Raw genomic sequence first — 15,804 nt, 5'->3', positions numbered from 1 at the left:
CCAAGTTTTTTTATTTCTTTTGTCGCTTTCTGCGTTGTTGCTATCGGCGACTTGTCCTATATTACACCTCTATACTCTAATCGTCAATATGTTTTTCTAAAAAAATATAAAAAGACTTATTCCTTTTAAAATAAGCCTTTTTATCCTATAACATTCTATTCATTTATTATTTTTCTATAATTGGTAATGAAACGATGAACTGAACGATCCCATCCTCATACTCAGCTCGAATACTACCACCTTGCAACTCAACAATGCTTTTCGCAATAGCTAATCCGAGCCCCGAACCTTCTGTTACTCTACTTCTAGATTGATCTTTCTTATAAAACCGTTCAAACAAGTTCCCTAACTCTTCTCTCGTAAACTCTTCACTATGATTTGCAATAACAATTTGTATATCCCTGCGCTGTCTTTGCAGAGAAACTTTTATCTCTCCATCATCTTTACTATACTTAATCGCATTCATTAGCAAGTTGTCGAATACACGGACCATCTTTTCCGAGTCAATCATTGCATGCGCACGTTCTTCAGGAAATTTTTTAACAAATGAAAGCCCGTGCTCTTCTGCCTGTGGTACTAACTCTTCTATTAATTGATCAAGCAACTCATTTACACATACTTCTTGTTTTTCTAATACAACTTGTTCATTTGTTAACTTCGTATACTCAAATAAATCTTCTATTAAATTCTTTAACTGCTCCGACTTTGCAAAAGCAATTTTAGTATACTCATCATGTTGCTCTTTATTTTCATATTTAGAGTCTCTAAGTAATCGTAAGTATCCCATAATAGAAGTAAGCGGCGTACGCAAATCATGAGATACATTCGTAATAAGCTCATTCTTTTGCTTCTCTAATTTACGTTCCTTTTCTATATTATTCATAAGCTCTTCTGCCATATTATTAATATTCTCAGTTAAAGACGCAATCTCATCTTCACCTTTCTTCTCAATACGATAAGCCAAGTTTCCTTTTTCTATTTCTTTCACACCTTCTGCCATCGCTTCGATCTGCTTCATCTTTCTCTTTGTTATATAGAAGAAAGAGAAAATGAATACGAGCACACCAATTAAAAACGGGAATGGCCCTTCTTGCGTGTCATACATTACTTCTCCCTCTGGAATTCCACTAACAAACATGTACAAATTCTTTCCTTCTATAGTAATAGGTGAAAAAGCTATAAACTCTTTTCTTGTACTTTCAAATACTTCTCTACCATTTGTATAATTAATCGCAAACGATGCTGCATTACGAATCGTATTATGCAAATCTATTTGCTCTTCTTGTGCCTGCTTCGTTTTATATAAAACTTTCCCGCTTTCGTCAGTAACCAATATCTTTAAAGCTCTAGATCCTTGCTCTAAATTTTGGTTCTCTATTTCAATCATATTTGATATGGCTTCTAATTTATTTTCATGAACTGAGCTATTTGCAGCACTTTGAGCTTGTTGATTAATTCGCTCCATACCAGCTCGATAATCGATAGTAGCCTCACGATTTGCATTTTCAAAAAATGGTGCTGCTGCTTTCGTTGATAAAACTCCTAATAACGCACAAGCTGCGAAAGTAGTAATCAGTTGAATTCTTATACTCCGCCGTACACTCTTCACTAATTTCTCCACTAATGTTCTAGCTTTCCTAACATAAGTAAATGGATTAAATATCTTTTTCAATCTTATACCCCACTCCCCATACTGTTTTTATATATCTCGGCTTCCTTGGATTCTCCTCAATCTTTTCACGTACTTTTCGAATATGTACCATTACAGTGTTATCAGACTGGAAAGATCTTTCGTTCCAAACTTTTTCATAAATTTGCTCAGCACTAAAGACCATACCTGGATTACGAGCTAGCAATTCTAAAATTGAAAATTCCCTTGGAGTTAACTTCACTTCTTCTCCCTCTACAATGACTTTATGAGTTGAGATGTTTATTGCCATATTCCCAATTTCTAACTCGTCCTCATTTTGAATAGCAAAACCATTCATTTTCATATAACGACGTAGCTGAGATTTAATTCTTGCGATTAACTCTAACGGATTAAACGGTTTTGTTACGTAATCATCTGCACCTGTTGTTAATCCTAAAATTTTATCCATATCTTGCGTTTTTGCCGAAAGCATAATAATCGGCATTTCCTTCGCTTCCCTTACTTTCATACACATATGAATACCATCTACTTTCGGCATCATAATATCTAATACGACTAAGTGCACTTCATTTTCTTCTAATATACGTAACCCTTCTTCTCCGTCCCCTGCTTGCAGTACTTTATATCCTTCGTTCTTTAAATAAATTGTAATAAGGTTCCTAATTTCTTTTTCATCATCTACAACAAGTATCGTTTCCTCGGCCATAATATCTCCCCCATCAGTTTTTTAATCCCTAACTTCTATTATAAGAAAACTTCTGAAGAAAAACGCTCGGAAATCCTTAAGATTTTCTGAAGACGCAAAAAAGGTCTAGACTCCCCTTAAGTCTAGACCTTTCAAAAAACCCCTTTTATTTACGAACGTAGATGAAATATAGTACGAATAAAACTCCCATAACATACATAATTGGATGAATCTCTTTACGACGACCACTCACAACCATTGTAATTGGATAGAAGATAAATCCAATCGCGATTCCTGTTGCGATACTATACGTAAGTGGCATAGAGATGATTGTAAAGAATGCCGGTACTGCAATCTCGAATTTCTTCCAATCAATTTCTCCTAAAGATGAAACCATCAAGATTCCTACAATAATTAGAGCTGGTGCCGTTACAGCTGGTGTCACAACACTTAATAGTGGCGAGAAGAAAAGTGCCAGTAAGAAGAATCCTGCTGTTACAACTGCTGTAAATCCAGAACGTCCTCCTGCTGCTACCCCTGCAGACGATTCAATGTAAGACGTTGTAGTAGATGTACCTAGAATTGCACCAATTACAGTTGCAACCGCATCTGCAAATAATGCTTTTCCTGCACGTGGTAATTTATTGTTCTTCATTAATCCCGCTTGATTCGCAACCGCTACAAGCGTACCTGCTGTATCAAAGAAATCGATAAAGAAAAACGTGATAATAACAATCGCCATTTCAACAGTGAAAATATCTCCAAAGTGAGTTAACGCCACACCGAACGTTGGTTCTAGACTCGGTATTGCTCCCACTACAGCTTTCGGAGTATCAATTAATCCTGTTGCTACTCCTAAGATTGCCGTAAGAATCATACCGTAGAAAACAGCACCATTTATTTTCCTAATCATGAAGATGATTGTAATAACAACTCCGAAAATCGCCAGCAACGTTGTACCCTTCGTTAAATCCCCTAATCCAACAAGGACAGCATCATTTTTTACGATAATTCCGGCATTTTGGAATCCAAGGAAGGCAATGAATAATCCGATACCCGCCGCTACTGCAAACTTTAACTCTACTGGAATTGCATTAATGATTTTTTCACGAATACCTGAAGCAGTAAGAATAATAAAGATAATACCTGACATTAATGTTCCAGCAATCGCCGTTTGCCACGGAATTCCCATCGTTAACACCGCTGTATAAGCAAAGAACGCGTTTATTCCCATACCTGGCGCTAAAGCAATCGGATACTTCGCAAATATCCCCATGATTAACGAACCAATCGCCGCTGCTAATGCTGTAGCAACGAATACTGCACCTGGATCCATTCCTGTACCTGCTGGTAACCCTTTAACATTTCCAAGCGACAGCGTAGCAGGATTGACAAATAGTACGTAAGCCATAGATAGAAATGTCGTTAACCCTGCTATGAACTCAGTCTTATAATTCGTACCGAGCTCATCAAACTGAAAATAGCGTTTCATCCTACGTTTCCCCCGTTATATGATTACTCGCCGTATTTCACCCTAGCCCTCTTTTATCTATAAAAATAAAAAAGGCTCCCATTGCATATACATGGAAGCGTTCTATAAACAAAGACAAGTTTCCCCTCATCTTTATACAAACGCCTCGTAGTCAAGCCATTTACGGTAGCTAGGTAGAAACTTTCGGGCCATATCCCCGATATTATACGACGGCATAATATTCACTTTTTGTTTGAATTACATACTCATATTAACTCACAATAGGGTGTGTGTCAATTTAAAAACGAACATTTTTATATATTTTTATATTTTCGTTCGTATAATCACTTAAAAACAAAAAGATCCATCTATGCATAAAATGATAGATGGATCTTTCATTATAATACTATTCCCACTCAATAGTTGCTGGTGGCTTACTCGTTATATCATACACGATACGGTTAACGTGTTTTACTTCGTTTACGATACGTACAGAGATTTTCTCTAATACGTCCCAAGGGATACGTGCCCAGTCAGCTGTCATACCATCGATAGATGTTACTGCACGGATACCTACTGTGTAATCGTAAGTACGCTCGTCACCCATAACACCTACACTACGCATACCAGGAAGCGCAGTGAAGTATTGCCAAACTTCACGTTCTAATCCTGCTTTTTGGATTTCTTCACGTAAAATCGCATCAGATTCACGAACGATTTCTAATTTCTCTTCTGTAATTTCACCTAATACACGAATACCAAGTCCTGGACCTGGGAACGGTTGACGCCATACGATTTCATCAGGAATTCCTAATTCTGATCCTAATACACGTACTTCATCTTTAAATAAAGTGTTTAAAGGCTCAATTAATTTGAACTGCATGTCTTCTGGAAGTCCACCAACGTTATGGTGAGATTTAATTGTTTGTGCAGTTGCTGTACCACTTTCAACGATGTCCGTGTAAAGTGTACCTTGCGCTAGGAAGTCCATTCCTTTTAATCTAGAAGCTTCATCATCAAATACGTAAATGAATTCATTACCGATGATTTTACGCTTTTGTTCTGGATCTTCTACACCTTTTAACTTGTTCATGAAGCGTTCTTTCGCATCCACTTTAATAACGTTCATATGGAAGCCTTCGCTAAATGTTTTCATAACACCTTCTGCTTCATCTTTACGAAGTAAACCGTGGTCCACGAAAATACATGTTAATTGGTCACCAATCGCCTTATGAATTAATACTGCTACAACAGAAGAGTCTACACCGCCGCTAAGTGCGCATAGTACTTTTTTGTCTCCAACAGTTTCACGGATCTTCTCTAATTCTACTTCGATAAAGTTCTCCATGTTCCATCCTTCAGAACAACCACATACGCCGAATACGAAGTTTTTAATTAAATCGTTACCGTGCTCAGAGTGACGTACTTCTGGGTGGAATTGTACACCATATAAGTTTTTGTCTTCATTGCTCATACCAGCAATTGGACAAGACTCACTTGTTGCATCTACTACGAATCCTTCAGGTAAACCAGTTACTAAGTCACCATGGCTCATCCATACAACTTGCTCTTCTGGAAGGTTCGCATATAATTTTGATTCGTTCTCTACTTTAAGAACAGCTTTTCCATACTCACGGTGGTTGGCACGTTCTACTTTACCACCGAAGTGTTGCGTCATAAGCTGCATACCGTAACAGATACCGAAAATCGGTAATCCTAGTTCAAAGATTTTTTCATCACAATGTAATGCACCTTCACCGTATACACTATTTGGTCCACCAGAGAAAATGATCCCTTTTGGATTCATTGCTTTAATTTCTTCTGCAGTAATTGTATGCGGATGAAGTTCACTGTATACACCGAACTCACGAATTCGACGTGCTATTAACTGATTGTACTGACTCCCAAAATCTAAAACGATAATTGTATCATGCTGCTTCTTCAAAATAATCACCCCAACGTTAGTTCTCGTATATAAATATTTTCACCAATTTAGCAAAAAGAATTACCAATATAATAAAAAAAGCCAGTCCTCCGCCTCTAGTCTCATAACAAAGAAAAGGCAGGGGTCTGGCTTTATAAAGAAAGATAGTCTTCCGCTCTTTATAAATATAAGACACACTGCCTTCATAGTCAGGTTGTTTACGGTAACCCGGTAGAGACTCTCAAACCATATCATTGAGGATATATGAAGGATCGTTTTATATTATCTTCCTAGATTCTAACAATGAAGTATGAGTATGGTCAAGAGAGAAAGCGACAAAATTCTACAGAAATTAATTTCCTGCGCTCAAAAACACAAAAAACATCCATTTCTATATAGAAATGGATGTTTTTCGAGCAAACGGAATTACATCATTCCGCCCATACCGCCCATGCCCATGCCGCCCATGTCAGGCATTCCAGCAGAACCAGCTGGTTCTGGCTTGTCAGCAACTACAGCTTCAGTTGTTAAGAACATAGCTGCAACAGATGCTGCGTTTTGAAGTGCAGAACGAGTTACTTTAGCTGGATCTACGATACCAGACTCAAGCATGTTAACCCATTCGCCAGTAGCTGCGTTGAAACCAACGCCTACTTTTTCGCCTTTTAGACGCTCTACAACTACAGATCCTTCTAGACCAGCGTTGATTGCGATTTGACGAACTGGCTCTTCTAGTGCACGAAGTACGATGTTGATACCTGTTGCTTCGTCGCCTTCAGCTACGATAGAAGCTACTTTTGTGTATACGTTCATAAGTGAAGTACCACCACCTGCAACGATACCTTCTTCTACTGCTGCACGAGTTGAGTTAAGTGCATCTTCAATGCGAAGTTTGCGCTCTTTTAACTCAGTTTCAGTTGCTGCACCTACTTTAATTACTGCTACACCGCCCGCAAGTTTAGCAAGACGCTCTTGTAATTTTTCACGATCGAATTCAGAAGTAGTTTCTTCTAATTGCGCGCGGATTTGACCGATGCGAGCTTCGATTTGTTGTGAATTTCCAATACCTTCAACTACAGTTGTGTTTTCTTTCGTTACAACAATTTTACCAGCACGTCCTAAAGATTCAACTGTAGCAGATTTTAAGTCACGTCCTAATTCTTCAGTGATTACTTCGCCACCAGTTAAGATTGCGATATCTTCTAGCATTGCTTTACGACGGTCACCAAATCCAGGAGCTTTAACAGCTACTACATTGAATGTACCACGAAGTTTGTTCACTACTAATGTAGCTAACGCTTCGCCTTCTACATCTTCAGCAATGATAAGAAGTGGTTTACCTTGTTGTACCACTTGCTCTAATACTGGTAAGATTTCTTGGATGTTAGAAATCTTTTTATCAGTAATTAAAATGTATGGGTTATCAAGAACTGCTTCCATTTTGTCAGAATCAGTAATCATGTAAGGAGATGCATATCCACGATCAAATTGCATACCTTCTACTACGTCTAATTCTGTTGTGAATCCTTTAGATTCTTCTAAAGTAATAACGCCGTCGTTACCAACGCGCTCCATTGCTTCAGCGATTAATTGACCTACTTCTTCGTCAGCCGAAGAAATAGCAGCTACTTGTGCGATAGAAGATTTACCTTCGATTGGTTTAGAAATCGCTTTTAATTCTTCAATTGCAGCAGTAACAGCTTTTTCGATACCTTTACGAAGACCCATTGGGTTTGCACCAGCTGTTACGTTTTTAAGACCTTCACGAATCATAGCTTGCGCTAATACAGTTGCAGTTGTCGTTCCGTCACCAGCTACATCGTTTGTTTTGCTAGCAACTTCTGCTACTAATTTCGCACCCATGTTTTCGAATGCATCTTCTAATTCGATTTCTTTTGCGATTGTTACACCGTCATTTGTAATAAGTGGTGAACCGAATTTTTTCTCAAGTACAACGTTACGACCTTTTGGTCCAAGCGTTACTTTTACTGCGTTTGCAAGAGTGTCGACACCGCGAAGCATCGAACGACGTGCTTCTTCACTAAATTTAATATCTTTTGCCATAATAATTGACCCCCTTGGATTTTTAAAATGTATATAATTAACCGATAATTGCTAAAATGTCACTTTCACGTAAAATCAAGTAGTCTGTACCTTCGTATTTCACTTCAGTACCTGCATATTTTGAGAAGATGATAAGATCACCTGCTGCTACCTCTAAAGCAACACGCTCACCATTTTCAAGCACTCGGCCTGTACCTACTGCAATAACTTTACCCTCTTGTGGTTTTTCTTTTGCAGTTTCTGGTAATACAATACCACTTGCTGTTTTTTCTTCTGCTTGAACAAGTTCAATTACAACGCGATCACCTAATGGCTTTAGCATGAACAATAACCTCCTCATTTTGTTATGTAAATTTTATTTATTAGCACTCAAGTCACACGAGTGCTAACACACTTCTAATAATAAATAATCTCAATTTCTTTTGCAAGTAAAAAAATCATAATTTTTTCGCAAATTACTTTATGCACTTTCCTAGATATCATTACTTCTTCTACTACCTTTACTATATGAATCGTTGTTCCCACTTCTTGTATGTTACAATATGAAAGACACCCTAAGTTGTTTTCGCTAAACGTACAACTTTTTCCTGTCTCCTATTTTATTTTCAAATACTTATTTACAAAAAAAATATAATTCAGATGAAAGTTTATATCGTAGGTAGCATATTTACATGTTATCCTACCTTATCTCATACACTAGCGTTAGAAAGGATGGTTAAACCATTTGAAAAAACAATATTGGTGGATTATCGTTACATACATTTTAATGCAGTTATCAGGCATTGCCGGGTTACCGCTTCTCCTGAAAACTGGACTATACGATAATAGGGGATTTACTAGAGAGGAAAAACTTCAGCTCATAACTGGTCATTGGGCTATCATTAGCTTTTTCATTGCATTATGCGTTGTACTTTGGTTACTCAGAACAGACATTCGTGACAGGCATTTAGATAAAATGCGCTCTACTGTTCCAGCTACAATTGGGTGGATTTTTATTGGTTTCTTCTTAGCGCTGTTCTCACAAAGCATTGCCGGTATGATCGAAATGCGTTTATTAGGGATTACACCGGGATCTGAAAATACAGCAAGACTTATGGACATCGCAAGAACGACACCTTGGTTCCTTATTGTCATATCTATAATAGGACCTATTTTGGAAGAAATCGTATTTAGAAAAATTTTATTCGGTACACTTTATAAGAAGTTTAACTTCTTTATTGCCGCTATCATTAGTTCACTTGTATTCGCGGCGATTCATTTTGATTTTACTCACTTATTGGTATACACTTCTATGGGGCTCGTATTCGCCTTTTTATACGTAAAAACGAAACGAATTATAGTTCCTATTGCAGCTCATGTTGCAATGAATACATTAGTTGCAGTTGCTCAAGTTGTAGTAAGTAATGAGCAAATTCAAGAAATGATTAAAGAAGCTGAAAAAATGCAAGGCTTTATCGGAGGATTTTTAGTATGAGAAACTCACCATTGTTCATGGCTGTATTGTACTTTCTTCTTGGATGTATCTTTACACGCTTCGCCATTACGAACGTAACAGATACAATCTGGAATATGTGGACAATACTATTTGCAGTTATGGCAACAATTGATTTTAATTTGGCACTTCGCCTTATCTTAGTTAAATTCACAAAGAAAAAACAATAATAAAACGCAGAGGTCATCTCCTCTGCGTTTTATTGTGGATAATTCTTCAAAAAGTAAACAAGCGTTTGTAACTCTACAGCTAAATCAATGTGATGAATTCTTATATTCTCTGACACATTTAAGCGTGCTGGTGTGAAATTTAAAATACCATGCACGTTCGTTTCTGCCAATCTATCTGCCACAGATTGCGCTACTGTAGCGGGTACCGTTAATATTGCCACTTGTATATCAGTTGATAAACGTTCTTCTAATTCATCCAAATGATATACAGGAATTCCTCCGATTTCTGTTCCAACTTTCTCTTCACTAACATCAAACGCCATTTCAATTTTTGTATTATTGTTTTTCGTGAAATTATAATGTAAGAAAGCGGTCCCTAAATTACCTACTCCAATAAGTGCCACACGTGTTATATCATCTTGGTCGAGTGTTTCACGGAAAAATGATAATAAATAATTTACGTTATATCCATATCCTTTTTTCCCTAACGCTCCAAAATATGAAAAATCTCTTCGAATAGTTGCGGAATCAACCTTTACCGCTTCACTCAATTCGGCTGATGAAACACGTTGCTTACCAGAAAGAGATAAGTTTTGGATAAATCGATAGTATAGAGGCAATCGTTTGGCAGTGGCCTGTGGAATTTTTTGCTGATCCATATAACCTCTCCTCTCTTCCTATCTTTATTCTTATACTTGAATCAAATACAGAAGTTTAGTACTCATGAATTTCCTTGTATAATAAAGAGAAGAAGTATTCTCTCTTTATTTTAAACTATACACTATTTTTAGTATGATTGAGAAATATAAACATGGCAAAGTTAAGAAATTATTTGAGGTGAAAACATTGATATTATTACAAGTGAATGGGCTTTCGAAATTATACGGTGCAGAAACGATTCTTGCAAACATAAAATTGGAAGTACAAACAAAAGATCGTATCGCATTAGTCGGACGAAATGGAGCCGGAAAATCTACATTATTAAAAATAATAGCTGGCGAGTTATCTCATGATGGTGGTGAAATTATAAAACCAAAAGATGTCTCAATGGGGTATTTAGCTCAAAATACCGGATTAGAAACGTCTTTAACAATTTGGGATGAAATGTTAACCGTCTTTACACATCTACAGCAGATGGAGACAAAACTTCGAAAGCTAGAGCAAGAGATGGGAAAAGAAGAAAACTTTTCAAATGCGGCTATATATGAGAAATTATTAGCTGATTATGACCAATTACAATTAGATTATAAAGATCAAGGCGGCTATCAGTACGAAGCGGATATACGCTCGATTCTAAGCGGTCTTGGCTTCCCAGTTGAAACGCATCAGACGACAATTTCCACATTAAGTGGTGGACAAAAGACTCGATTAGCTCTTGGGAAATTATTATTAACTAGACCAGACTTACTTATTTTAGACGAACCTACAAACCATTTGGACATTGAGACACTAACATGGCTTGAACAATATTTACAAGGCTATCCCGGCGCGATTTTAATCGTTTCCCATGACCGTTATTTCTTAGATAAACTCGTTACACAAGTATACGAAATTTCTAATAAGGAAAGCCGACGATTTGTTGGTAACTACAGTAAATATTTAGACTCAAAATCAGCTCTATACGAGCAAGAGATGAAGCGTTATGAAAAACAACAAGATGAAATTTCTAAACTGGAAGACTTTGTGCAAAAAAATATAGCTCGTGCATCTACGACAAAACGTGCTCAAAGTCGCCGTAAACAATTAGACAGAATGGAAGTATTAGCTAGACCATTAGGCGATTCTAAATCAGCTTCCTTCCACTTCGATATTGAAAAACAAAGTGGAAATGATGTTTTACAAGTTAAAGATGCAACTATTGGCTATTATCAGGAACCGATTATTGAACATGTAAATATGCGCTTAACTCGCGGTGACAGTGTTGCCTTAGTTGGGCCAAACGGAATTGGAAAATCTACATTATTAAAATCCATTGTGAATAAGTTACAGCTATTACATGGAAACGTTGCTTTCGGGTCAAATGTATCTGTTGGTTATTATGATCAAGAACAAGCCAACTTAACATCTTCGAAGCGAGTTTTAAATGAACTATGGGATGAATATCCCCTGCAACCTGAAAAAGAAATTCGCACTATACTAGGCAACTTTTTATTCACAGGGGATGATGTACTCAAACCAGTATCTTCTCTTAGTGGTGGACAAAAGGCTCGACTAGCTCTTGCAAAACTTATGATGCAAAAATCCAATTTATTAATTCTCGATGAACCAACAAACCATCTTGATTTAAATAGTAAAGAGATTTTGGAGAATGCTTTAATTGATTACCCAGGTACTCTTCTATTCGTCTCTCATGACCGCTACTTTATTAATCGCGTAACGACAACCGTTGTTGAGTTATCAACAGAAGGTGCACAAGAATATTTAGGTGATTACGATTATTACGTTGAAAAGAAAAATGAAATGATTGAACGTGCGGAACTAGAGCAAGAAGATGAAGTACCTGTTCAAAAAGTGGTGGCACAAGAAAAATTAAATTATCTCGAAGAAAAAGAACGTAAACAGTTAGAGCGTCAACGTACTCGAAAAATTGAAGAACTGGAACAAAATATCGTAGGCTTAGAAGAAGAAATTGCTACGTTAGAAGATCAGCTTTGCTTACCAGAAATATATGCAGATTATGAAAAGGCTAGTGAAATTACAACTAAAAAACAAAAACTGCAAGAACAGCTTGAAGCTTGTATGGCAGAATGGGAAGAACTGCATATATAAGAGAATTTAAAAGAGGGGGATGTCTCATAAGTCGGTCTTTTTGACGAGATGACCTCCTTTTTATTTTCTCTTTTGGAATCAATACCATAGTAAATGAAATTATATAAACGATTCGACAAGAAATATCGATTTACCGACAAGGATTGACAATAGTAGCACCTTATATAACAAGTGGAGGATGTTTCAAAATGTTTTTTGGACATCTCCTTGTTTTTTATTTCCCAAAAAAGAATTTCTACAAAGGTCAGACTTCCACTATGTTATCCACAAGGTTATGCACATATCCACCTTTATAATATAAACTCCCAAATAACTTTTCCACATTATCCACAGTCACACAAAAAGTTATACACATTTTATGTACACAAAAAAACCCGTATTATCAACAGATAATACGGGTTTTATCCACAATCTGTGGTTAATTTTGTGTATAACTATGCTTCAATATCTAATCCTGGATTTGCATTTAAAGCTAATGTAGCGCGTTTTCCTTGTTCGTATGCAATTGTACCTGCAGCCGCAATCATCGCTGCATTATCTGTGCATAAAGATAGAGGAGGAATAATTAGCTCTATATTTTCTTTTTGTGCAAATTCTGCTGCTAAACGTGCACGAAGCCCTTTATTAGCAGCTACTCCACCAGCAAGAAGCACTTGTTTTACATTATAAGCATCTGCTGCACGGGACGCTTTCGTTACAAGTACATCTATTACACTTTCTTGGAAACTTGCTGCTAAATCTTCTGGTGCAATTTCTATACCGCGCTGTTTTGCGTTATGCACAGTGTTGATAACTGCTGATTTCAATCCACTAAAGCTGAAATCATACGAATCAGGTTCTAGCCACGCACGAGGCAAATCAATTGTTGGTTTTCCTTCATGCGCAAGGCGATCAATATGAGGACCACCTGGATAAGGCATTGATAATGTACGAGCTACTTTATCGTAAGCTTCTCCTGCCGCATCATCTCGCGTTTCACCAATCACTTCAAATGAACCATGTTCTTTCATATAAACAAGCTCCGTATGTCCACCGGATACAACAAGCGATAGTAACGGGAATTGTACTTCTTTTACTAAACGGTTCGCATAAATATGACCAGCAATATGATGAACACCAACTAGAGGGATATCATGAGCAAAAGCCACAGCTTTCGCTGCATTTACACCTATTAAAAGTGCTCCGACTAAACCTGGGCCTTCTGTTACAGCAATTGCATCAATATCCTCAAAAGTGATATTCGCTTCTTTTAAAGCTTCTTCTAACACAACTGTGATTTCTTCTACATGATGACGGGATGCAATCTCTGGTACAACTCCGCCAAAACGCTTATGACTTTCAATTTGCGATGCAACGACATTCGCAATGATTTCCGTTCCATTTTTAACAACTGCTACAGCTGTTTCGTCACAGCTTGTTTCAATACCAAGTATAATTGTGTTTTTTTCCATTATATATTCACCCACATTACAAGACCATCTTCCTGATTGTCTGCATAGTATCGTTTACGAATCCCACCATTTTGAAATCCGTATTTTCTGTATAACTGCTTTGCTACTTCATTTGACACGCGTACTTCAAGTGTCATTGTTTTTACTCCTAACCCTTTCGCTTCGGAAATGACTTCTTTCAATAAGGCATCCCCTAGCTTTTGACCTCTGTATTCTGGTAGGATAGCTATATTTGTTACATGTGATTCATCAATAATTATCCACAATCCACAATATCCAATTACGAGACCATCTTTTTCTAGCACGACATAATGTGCATGTTCATTCATCTCTAATTCACGGTGAAAGGCATCTGCAGTCCAAGGGGTTGAAAAAGATGCTTCTTCAATAGCTACAATTTGAGCAATATCATCAAGTGCCATCTTTCTAAATATCATATCCATCTTCTGTAGGCCCCTATTGTTTTTGACTTTCTAACCATTTTGTTTCAGCTTCAGCTAAACGAAGATAGCTAGGAACAAACGTATGCACGTCTTGTTCTTCTTTTTGTAATCCTAAAAATGCTAATTCACTTGGTCTTGGGTTATTCTTAGTGAACGGAGCAAATACAGCTTGATCACCTAAATATTCTACAATTGTTTCTTTATGCAATTTAACATCGTTACCAATAAATAAAACAGGCTGTTCTTTATCTTTTAACATTTGCAACCAGTCAACAATAAGAATAATTCGGTCTTCTTCTATTGAAGTTATACGCTCTCCTTCATATGTATATAACCCCGTGTAAATTTGACCACGTCGGCCATCAAATAAAGGACAAATTAGTCCATTAAAATTAGTACCATTTGCAGCCACCACTTCTAAACTTGATACACCTACAATTGGTATTTGAAGTGACCAAGCTAATGTTTTTGCAGCTGTCACACCTATACGAACACCTGTATATGATCCTGGTCCAGCTGCTACAACAATTTTAGTCAATTCTTTCGGTTTTACACCGCATTCTTTTAACAGTTTCTCTACAGCTGGCATAAGACGTACAGAATGGTTTTTTGTTAAATTTGTAATGATTTCCCCAATCACGTTCCCTTCCTCAATAAGGGATACACCCATTACGTAATTTGAAGTATCAATTGCTAGTACTTTCATCTTGTAATAGCTCCTCACATAATCTAATATAGCGATCTCCAATTGGCTCGAGTACAATTTTTCTTGTATCATCTCCAGCATGGAATAAACTAATTTGCAACTTCTCATTCGGTAAATATGCTTCTATTAAATGAGCCCATTCTACTACTGTAATCCCTTCACCATAGAAATACTCATCAAATCCTAAATCTTCTTCACTTTCCGCTAAACGATACACATCCATATGATATAGCGGTAATCTTCCTTTATATTCTTTAATAATATTGAAGGTAGGACTATTTACGACTCTTTTCACTCCAAGACCTTTTGCTAGTCCTTTTGTAAAAGTCGTCTTGCCAGCTCCAAGATCACCTTCTAAAATAATTACATCTTGTGCCTTTACAAGTCCCCCTAATTTTTCTGATAATCGCTGGGTTTCTTCGGAAGATTTTGTTGTTACTTCATATTTACTCACAGACTTCACCTACTTTACTCACAATGTTCTCTGCTCTTTATTATACAGGTTTTAAATATATAAAAAAGTCCTTAGGAGTTTTCCTAAGGATAGTTTGACTGTCTTTATTAGTTTTTTTGTTAAAACAAATAAAAAAATACGAAACAACTTGTTTCGTTCTTTTCTTTATATAAAATGGCGGTCCCGACCGGGGTCGAACCGGCGATCTCCTGCGTGACAGGCAGGCATGTTAACCACTACACCACGGGACCATTTGGTTGCGGGGACAGGATTTGAACCTGCGACCTTCGGGTTATGAGCCCGACGAGCTACCGTACTGCTCCACCCCGCGATGATATAAATAGCTTGGCGACGTCCTACTCTCACAGGGACAAGGTCCCAACTACCATCGGCGCTAGAGAGCTTAACTTCCGTGTTCGGTATGGGAACGGGTGTGACCTCTCTGCCATCATCACCAAACTATTGAAGGTATATTCCTTCAAAACTAGATAACATTTGCTTCATATTATATGGTTAAGTCCTCG

The 15,804-nt window shown here is 37.2% G+C and carries 14 protein-coding genes, 2 tRNA genes, 1 rRNA gene and 2 riboswitches; of the genes, 3 read left to right on the top strand and 14 right to left on the bottom strand.

Features of this window, described 5'->3' with window-relative positions; all coding sequences use genetic code 11:
* Nucleotides 1–166: 166 nt before the first annotated feature.
* The 6 genes from AB3X48_RS09540 to groES all read right to left on the bottom strand — a co-directional run bounded on the left by AB3X48_RS09540 (nt 167) and on the right by groES (nt 8,117).
* Entirely contained in the window at nt 167–1,672 is a 1,506-nt protein-coding gene (locus AB3X48_RS09540; RefSeq protein ID WP_002159515.1) for a sensor histidine kinase, read from the bottom strand.
* Nucleotides 1,656–2,357: a response regulator transcription factor gene (locus AB3X48_RS09535; protein ID WP_199715728.1), complete on the bottom strand. Its 702-nt coding sequence runs from the start codon at nt 2,355–2,357 to the stop codon at nt 1,656–1,658. Before AB3X48_RS09535 ends, AB3X48_RS09540 begins: the two co-directional genes overlap by 17 nt.
* Before the next feature lie 145 nt (nt 2,358–2,502).
* Nucleotides 2,503–3,828 (bottom strand): NCS2 family permease, encoded by a 1,326-nt coding sequence (locus AB3X48_RS09530; RefSeq protein WP_002113447.1) that lies wholly within the window; start codon nt 3,826–3,828, stop codon nt 2,503–2,505.
* A gap of 128 nt (nt 3,829–3,956) precedes the next feature.
* Nucleotides 3,957–4,058: riboswitch (purine riboswitch) on the bottom strand.
* 155 nt (nt 4,059–4,213) lie between these two features.
* The gene (guaA, locus tag AB3X48_RS09525) at nt 4,214–5,752 is read right to left on the bottom strand and encodes a glutamine-hydrolyzing GMP synthase (protein WP_133059462.1); all 1,539 of its coding nucleotides are present in this window, start codon (nt 5,750–5,752) and stop codon (nt 4,214–4,216) included.
* A 165-nt stretch (nt 5,753–5,917) separates the two neighbouring features.
* Nucleotides 5,918–6,019: riboswitch (purine riboswitch) on the bottom strand.
* A gap of 138 nt (nt 6,020–6,157) precedes the next feature.
* Nucleotides 6,158–7,795: a chaperonin GroEL gene (groL, locus tag AB3X48_RS09520; protein ID WP_016103366.1), complete on the bottom strand. Its 1,638-nt coding sequence runs from the start codon at nt 7,793–7,795 to the stop codon at nt 6,158–6,160.
* A 37-nt stretch (nt 7,796–7,832) separates the two neighbouring features.
* Nucleotides 7,833–8,117 carry a co-chaperone GroES gene (gene groES / locus AB3X48_RS09515; RefSeq protein ID WP_002009985.1) on the bottom strand — a complete coding sequence of 95 codons (285 nt, stop codon included), beginning with the start codon at nt 8,115–8,117 and terminating at the stop codon, nt 7,833–7,835.
* A 402-nt stretch (nt 8,118–8,519) separates the two neighbouring features.
* On the opposite strand from groES, the gene AB3X48_RS09510 reads away from it, so the two are divergent.
* Both AB3X48_RS09510 and AB3X48_RS09505 read left to right on the top strand, forming a co-directional pair.
* Entirely contained in the window at nt 8,520–9,269 is a 750-nt protein-coding gene (locus AB3X48_RS09510; RefSeq protein WP_002009988.1) for a CPBP family intramembrane glutamic endopeptidase, read from the top strand.
* Nucleotides 9,266–9,457, top strand: coding sequence for a YdiK family protein (locus tag AB3X48_RS09505; protein ID WP_199715726.1), 192 nt, complete (start codon nt 9,266–9,268; stop codon nt 9,455–9,457). The genes AB3X48_RS09510 and AB3X48_RS09505 overlap by 4 nt, the downstream gene beginning before the upstream one ends.
* A 29-nt stretch (nt 9,458–9,486) precedes the next feature.
* On the opposite strand, the gene AB3X48_RS09500 is transcribed toward AB3X48_RS09505, so the two are convergent.
* Complete coding sequence (locus AB3X48_RS09500) at nt 9,487–10,116, bottom strand: redox-sensing transcriptional repressor Rex (protein ID WP_000372704.1); 630 nt, start codon at nt 10,114–10,116, stop codon at nt 9,487–9,489.
* A gap of 187 nt (nt 10,117–10,303) precedes the next feature.
* Between AB3X48_RS09500 and abc-f the strand changes: the two genes are divergently transcribed.
* Nucleotides 10,304–12,226, top strand: a complete 1,923-nt coding sequence (gene abc-f / locus AB3X48_RS09495) for a ribosomal protection-like ABC-F family protein (protein ID WP_106408167.1) — start codon at nt 10,304–10,306, stop codon at nt 12,224–12,226.
* Between the two features lie 434 nt (nt 12,227–12,660).
* Here the strand turns inward: abc-f and tsaD are convergent, their stop codons facing one another.
* The 7 genes from tsaD to rrf form a co-directional block, all read right to left on the bottom strand.
* Nucleotides 12,661–13,677 (bottom strand): tRNA (adenosine(37)-N6)-threonylcarbamoyltransferase complex transferase subunit TsaD, encoded by a 1,017-nt coding sequence (tsaD, locus tag AB3X48_RS09490; protein WP_002009991.1) that lies wholly within the window; start codon nt 13,675–13,677, stop codon nt 12,661–12,663.
* Nucleotides 13,677–14,120, bottom strand: a complete 444-nt coding sequence (rimI, locus tag AB3X48_RS09485; RefSeq protein ID WP_002159529.1) for a ribosomal protein S18-alanine N-acetyltransferase — start codon at nt 14,118–14,120, stop codon at nt 13,677–13,679. The genes tsaD and rimI overlap by 1 nt, the downstream gene beginning before the upstream one ends.
* Nucleotides 14,121–14,133: 13 nt before the next feature.
* Nucleotides 14,134–14,826 (bottom strand): tRNA (adenosine(37)-N6)-threonylcarbamoyltransferase complex dimerization subunit type 1 TsaB, encoded by a 693-nt coding sequence (tsaB, locus tag AB3X48_RS09480; RefSeq protein ID WP_002124827.1) that lies wholly within the window; start codon nt 14,824–14,826, stop codon nt 14,134–14,136.
* Entirely contained in the window at nt 14,807–15,280 is a 474-nt protein-coding gene (gene tsaE, locus AB3X48_RS09475; protein ID WP_002159530.1) for a tRNA (adenosine(37)-N6)-threonylcarbamoyltransferase complex ATPase subunit type 1 TsaE, read from the bottom strand. The genes tsaB and tsaE overlap by 20 nt, the downstream gene beginning before the upstream one ends.
* 175 nt (nt 15,281–15,455) lie before the next feature.
* Nucleotides 15,456–15,531 (bottom strand) — tRNA-Asp (locus AB3X48_RS09470).
* A 3-nt stretch (nt 15,532–15,534) separates the two neighbouring features.
* Nucleotides 15,535–15,611: transfer RNA gene (locus AB3X48_RS09465), tRNA-Met, on the bottom strand.
* A 12-nt stretch (nt 15,612–15,623) separates the two neighbouring features.
* Nucleotides 15,624–15,739 (bottom strand): 5S ribosomal RNA (gene rrf, locus AB3X48_RS09460).
* Nucleotides 15,740–15,804 lie beyond the last annotated feature (65 nt).

Origin of the sequence: Bacillus sp. S4, from assembly GCF_040838205.1 — a bacterium.
Classification (GTDB): Bacteria; Bacillota; Bacilli; order Bacillales; family Bacillaceae_G; genus Bacillus_A; species Bacillus_A cereus_U.
Note: the sequence above shows the minus strand (reverse complement) of the source record. Positions and strands in the feature narration are given on the sequence as shown.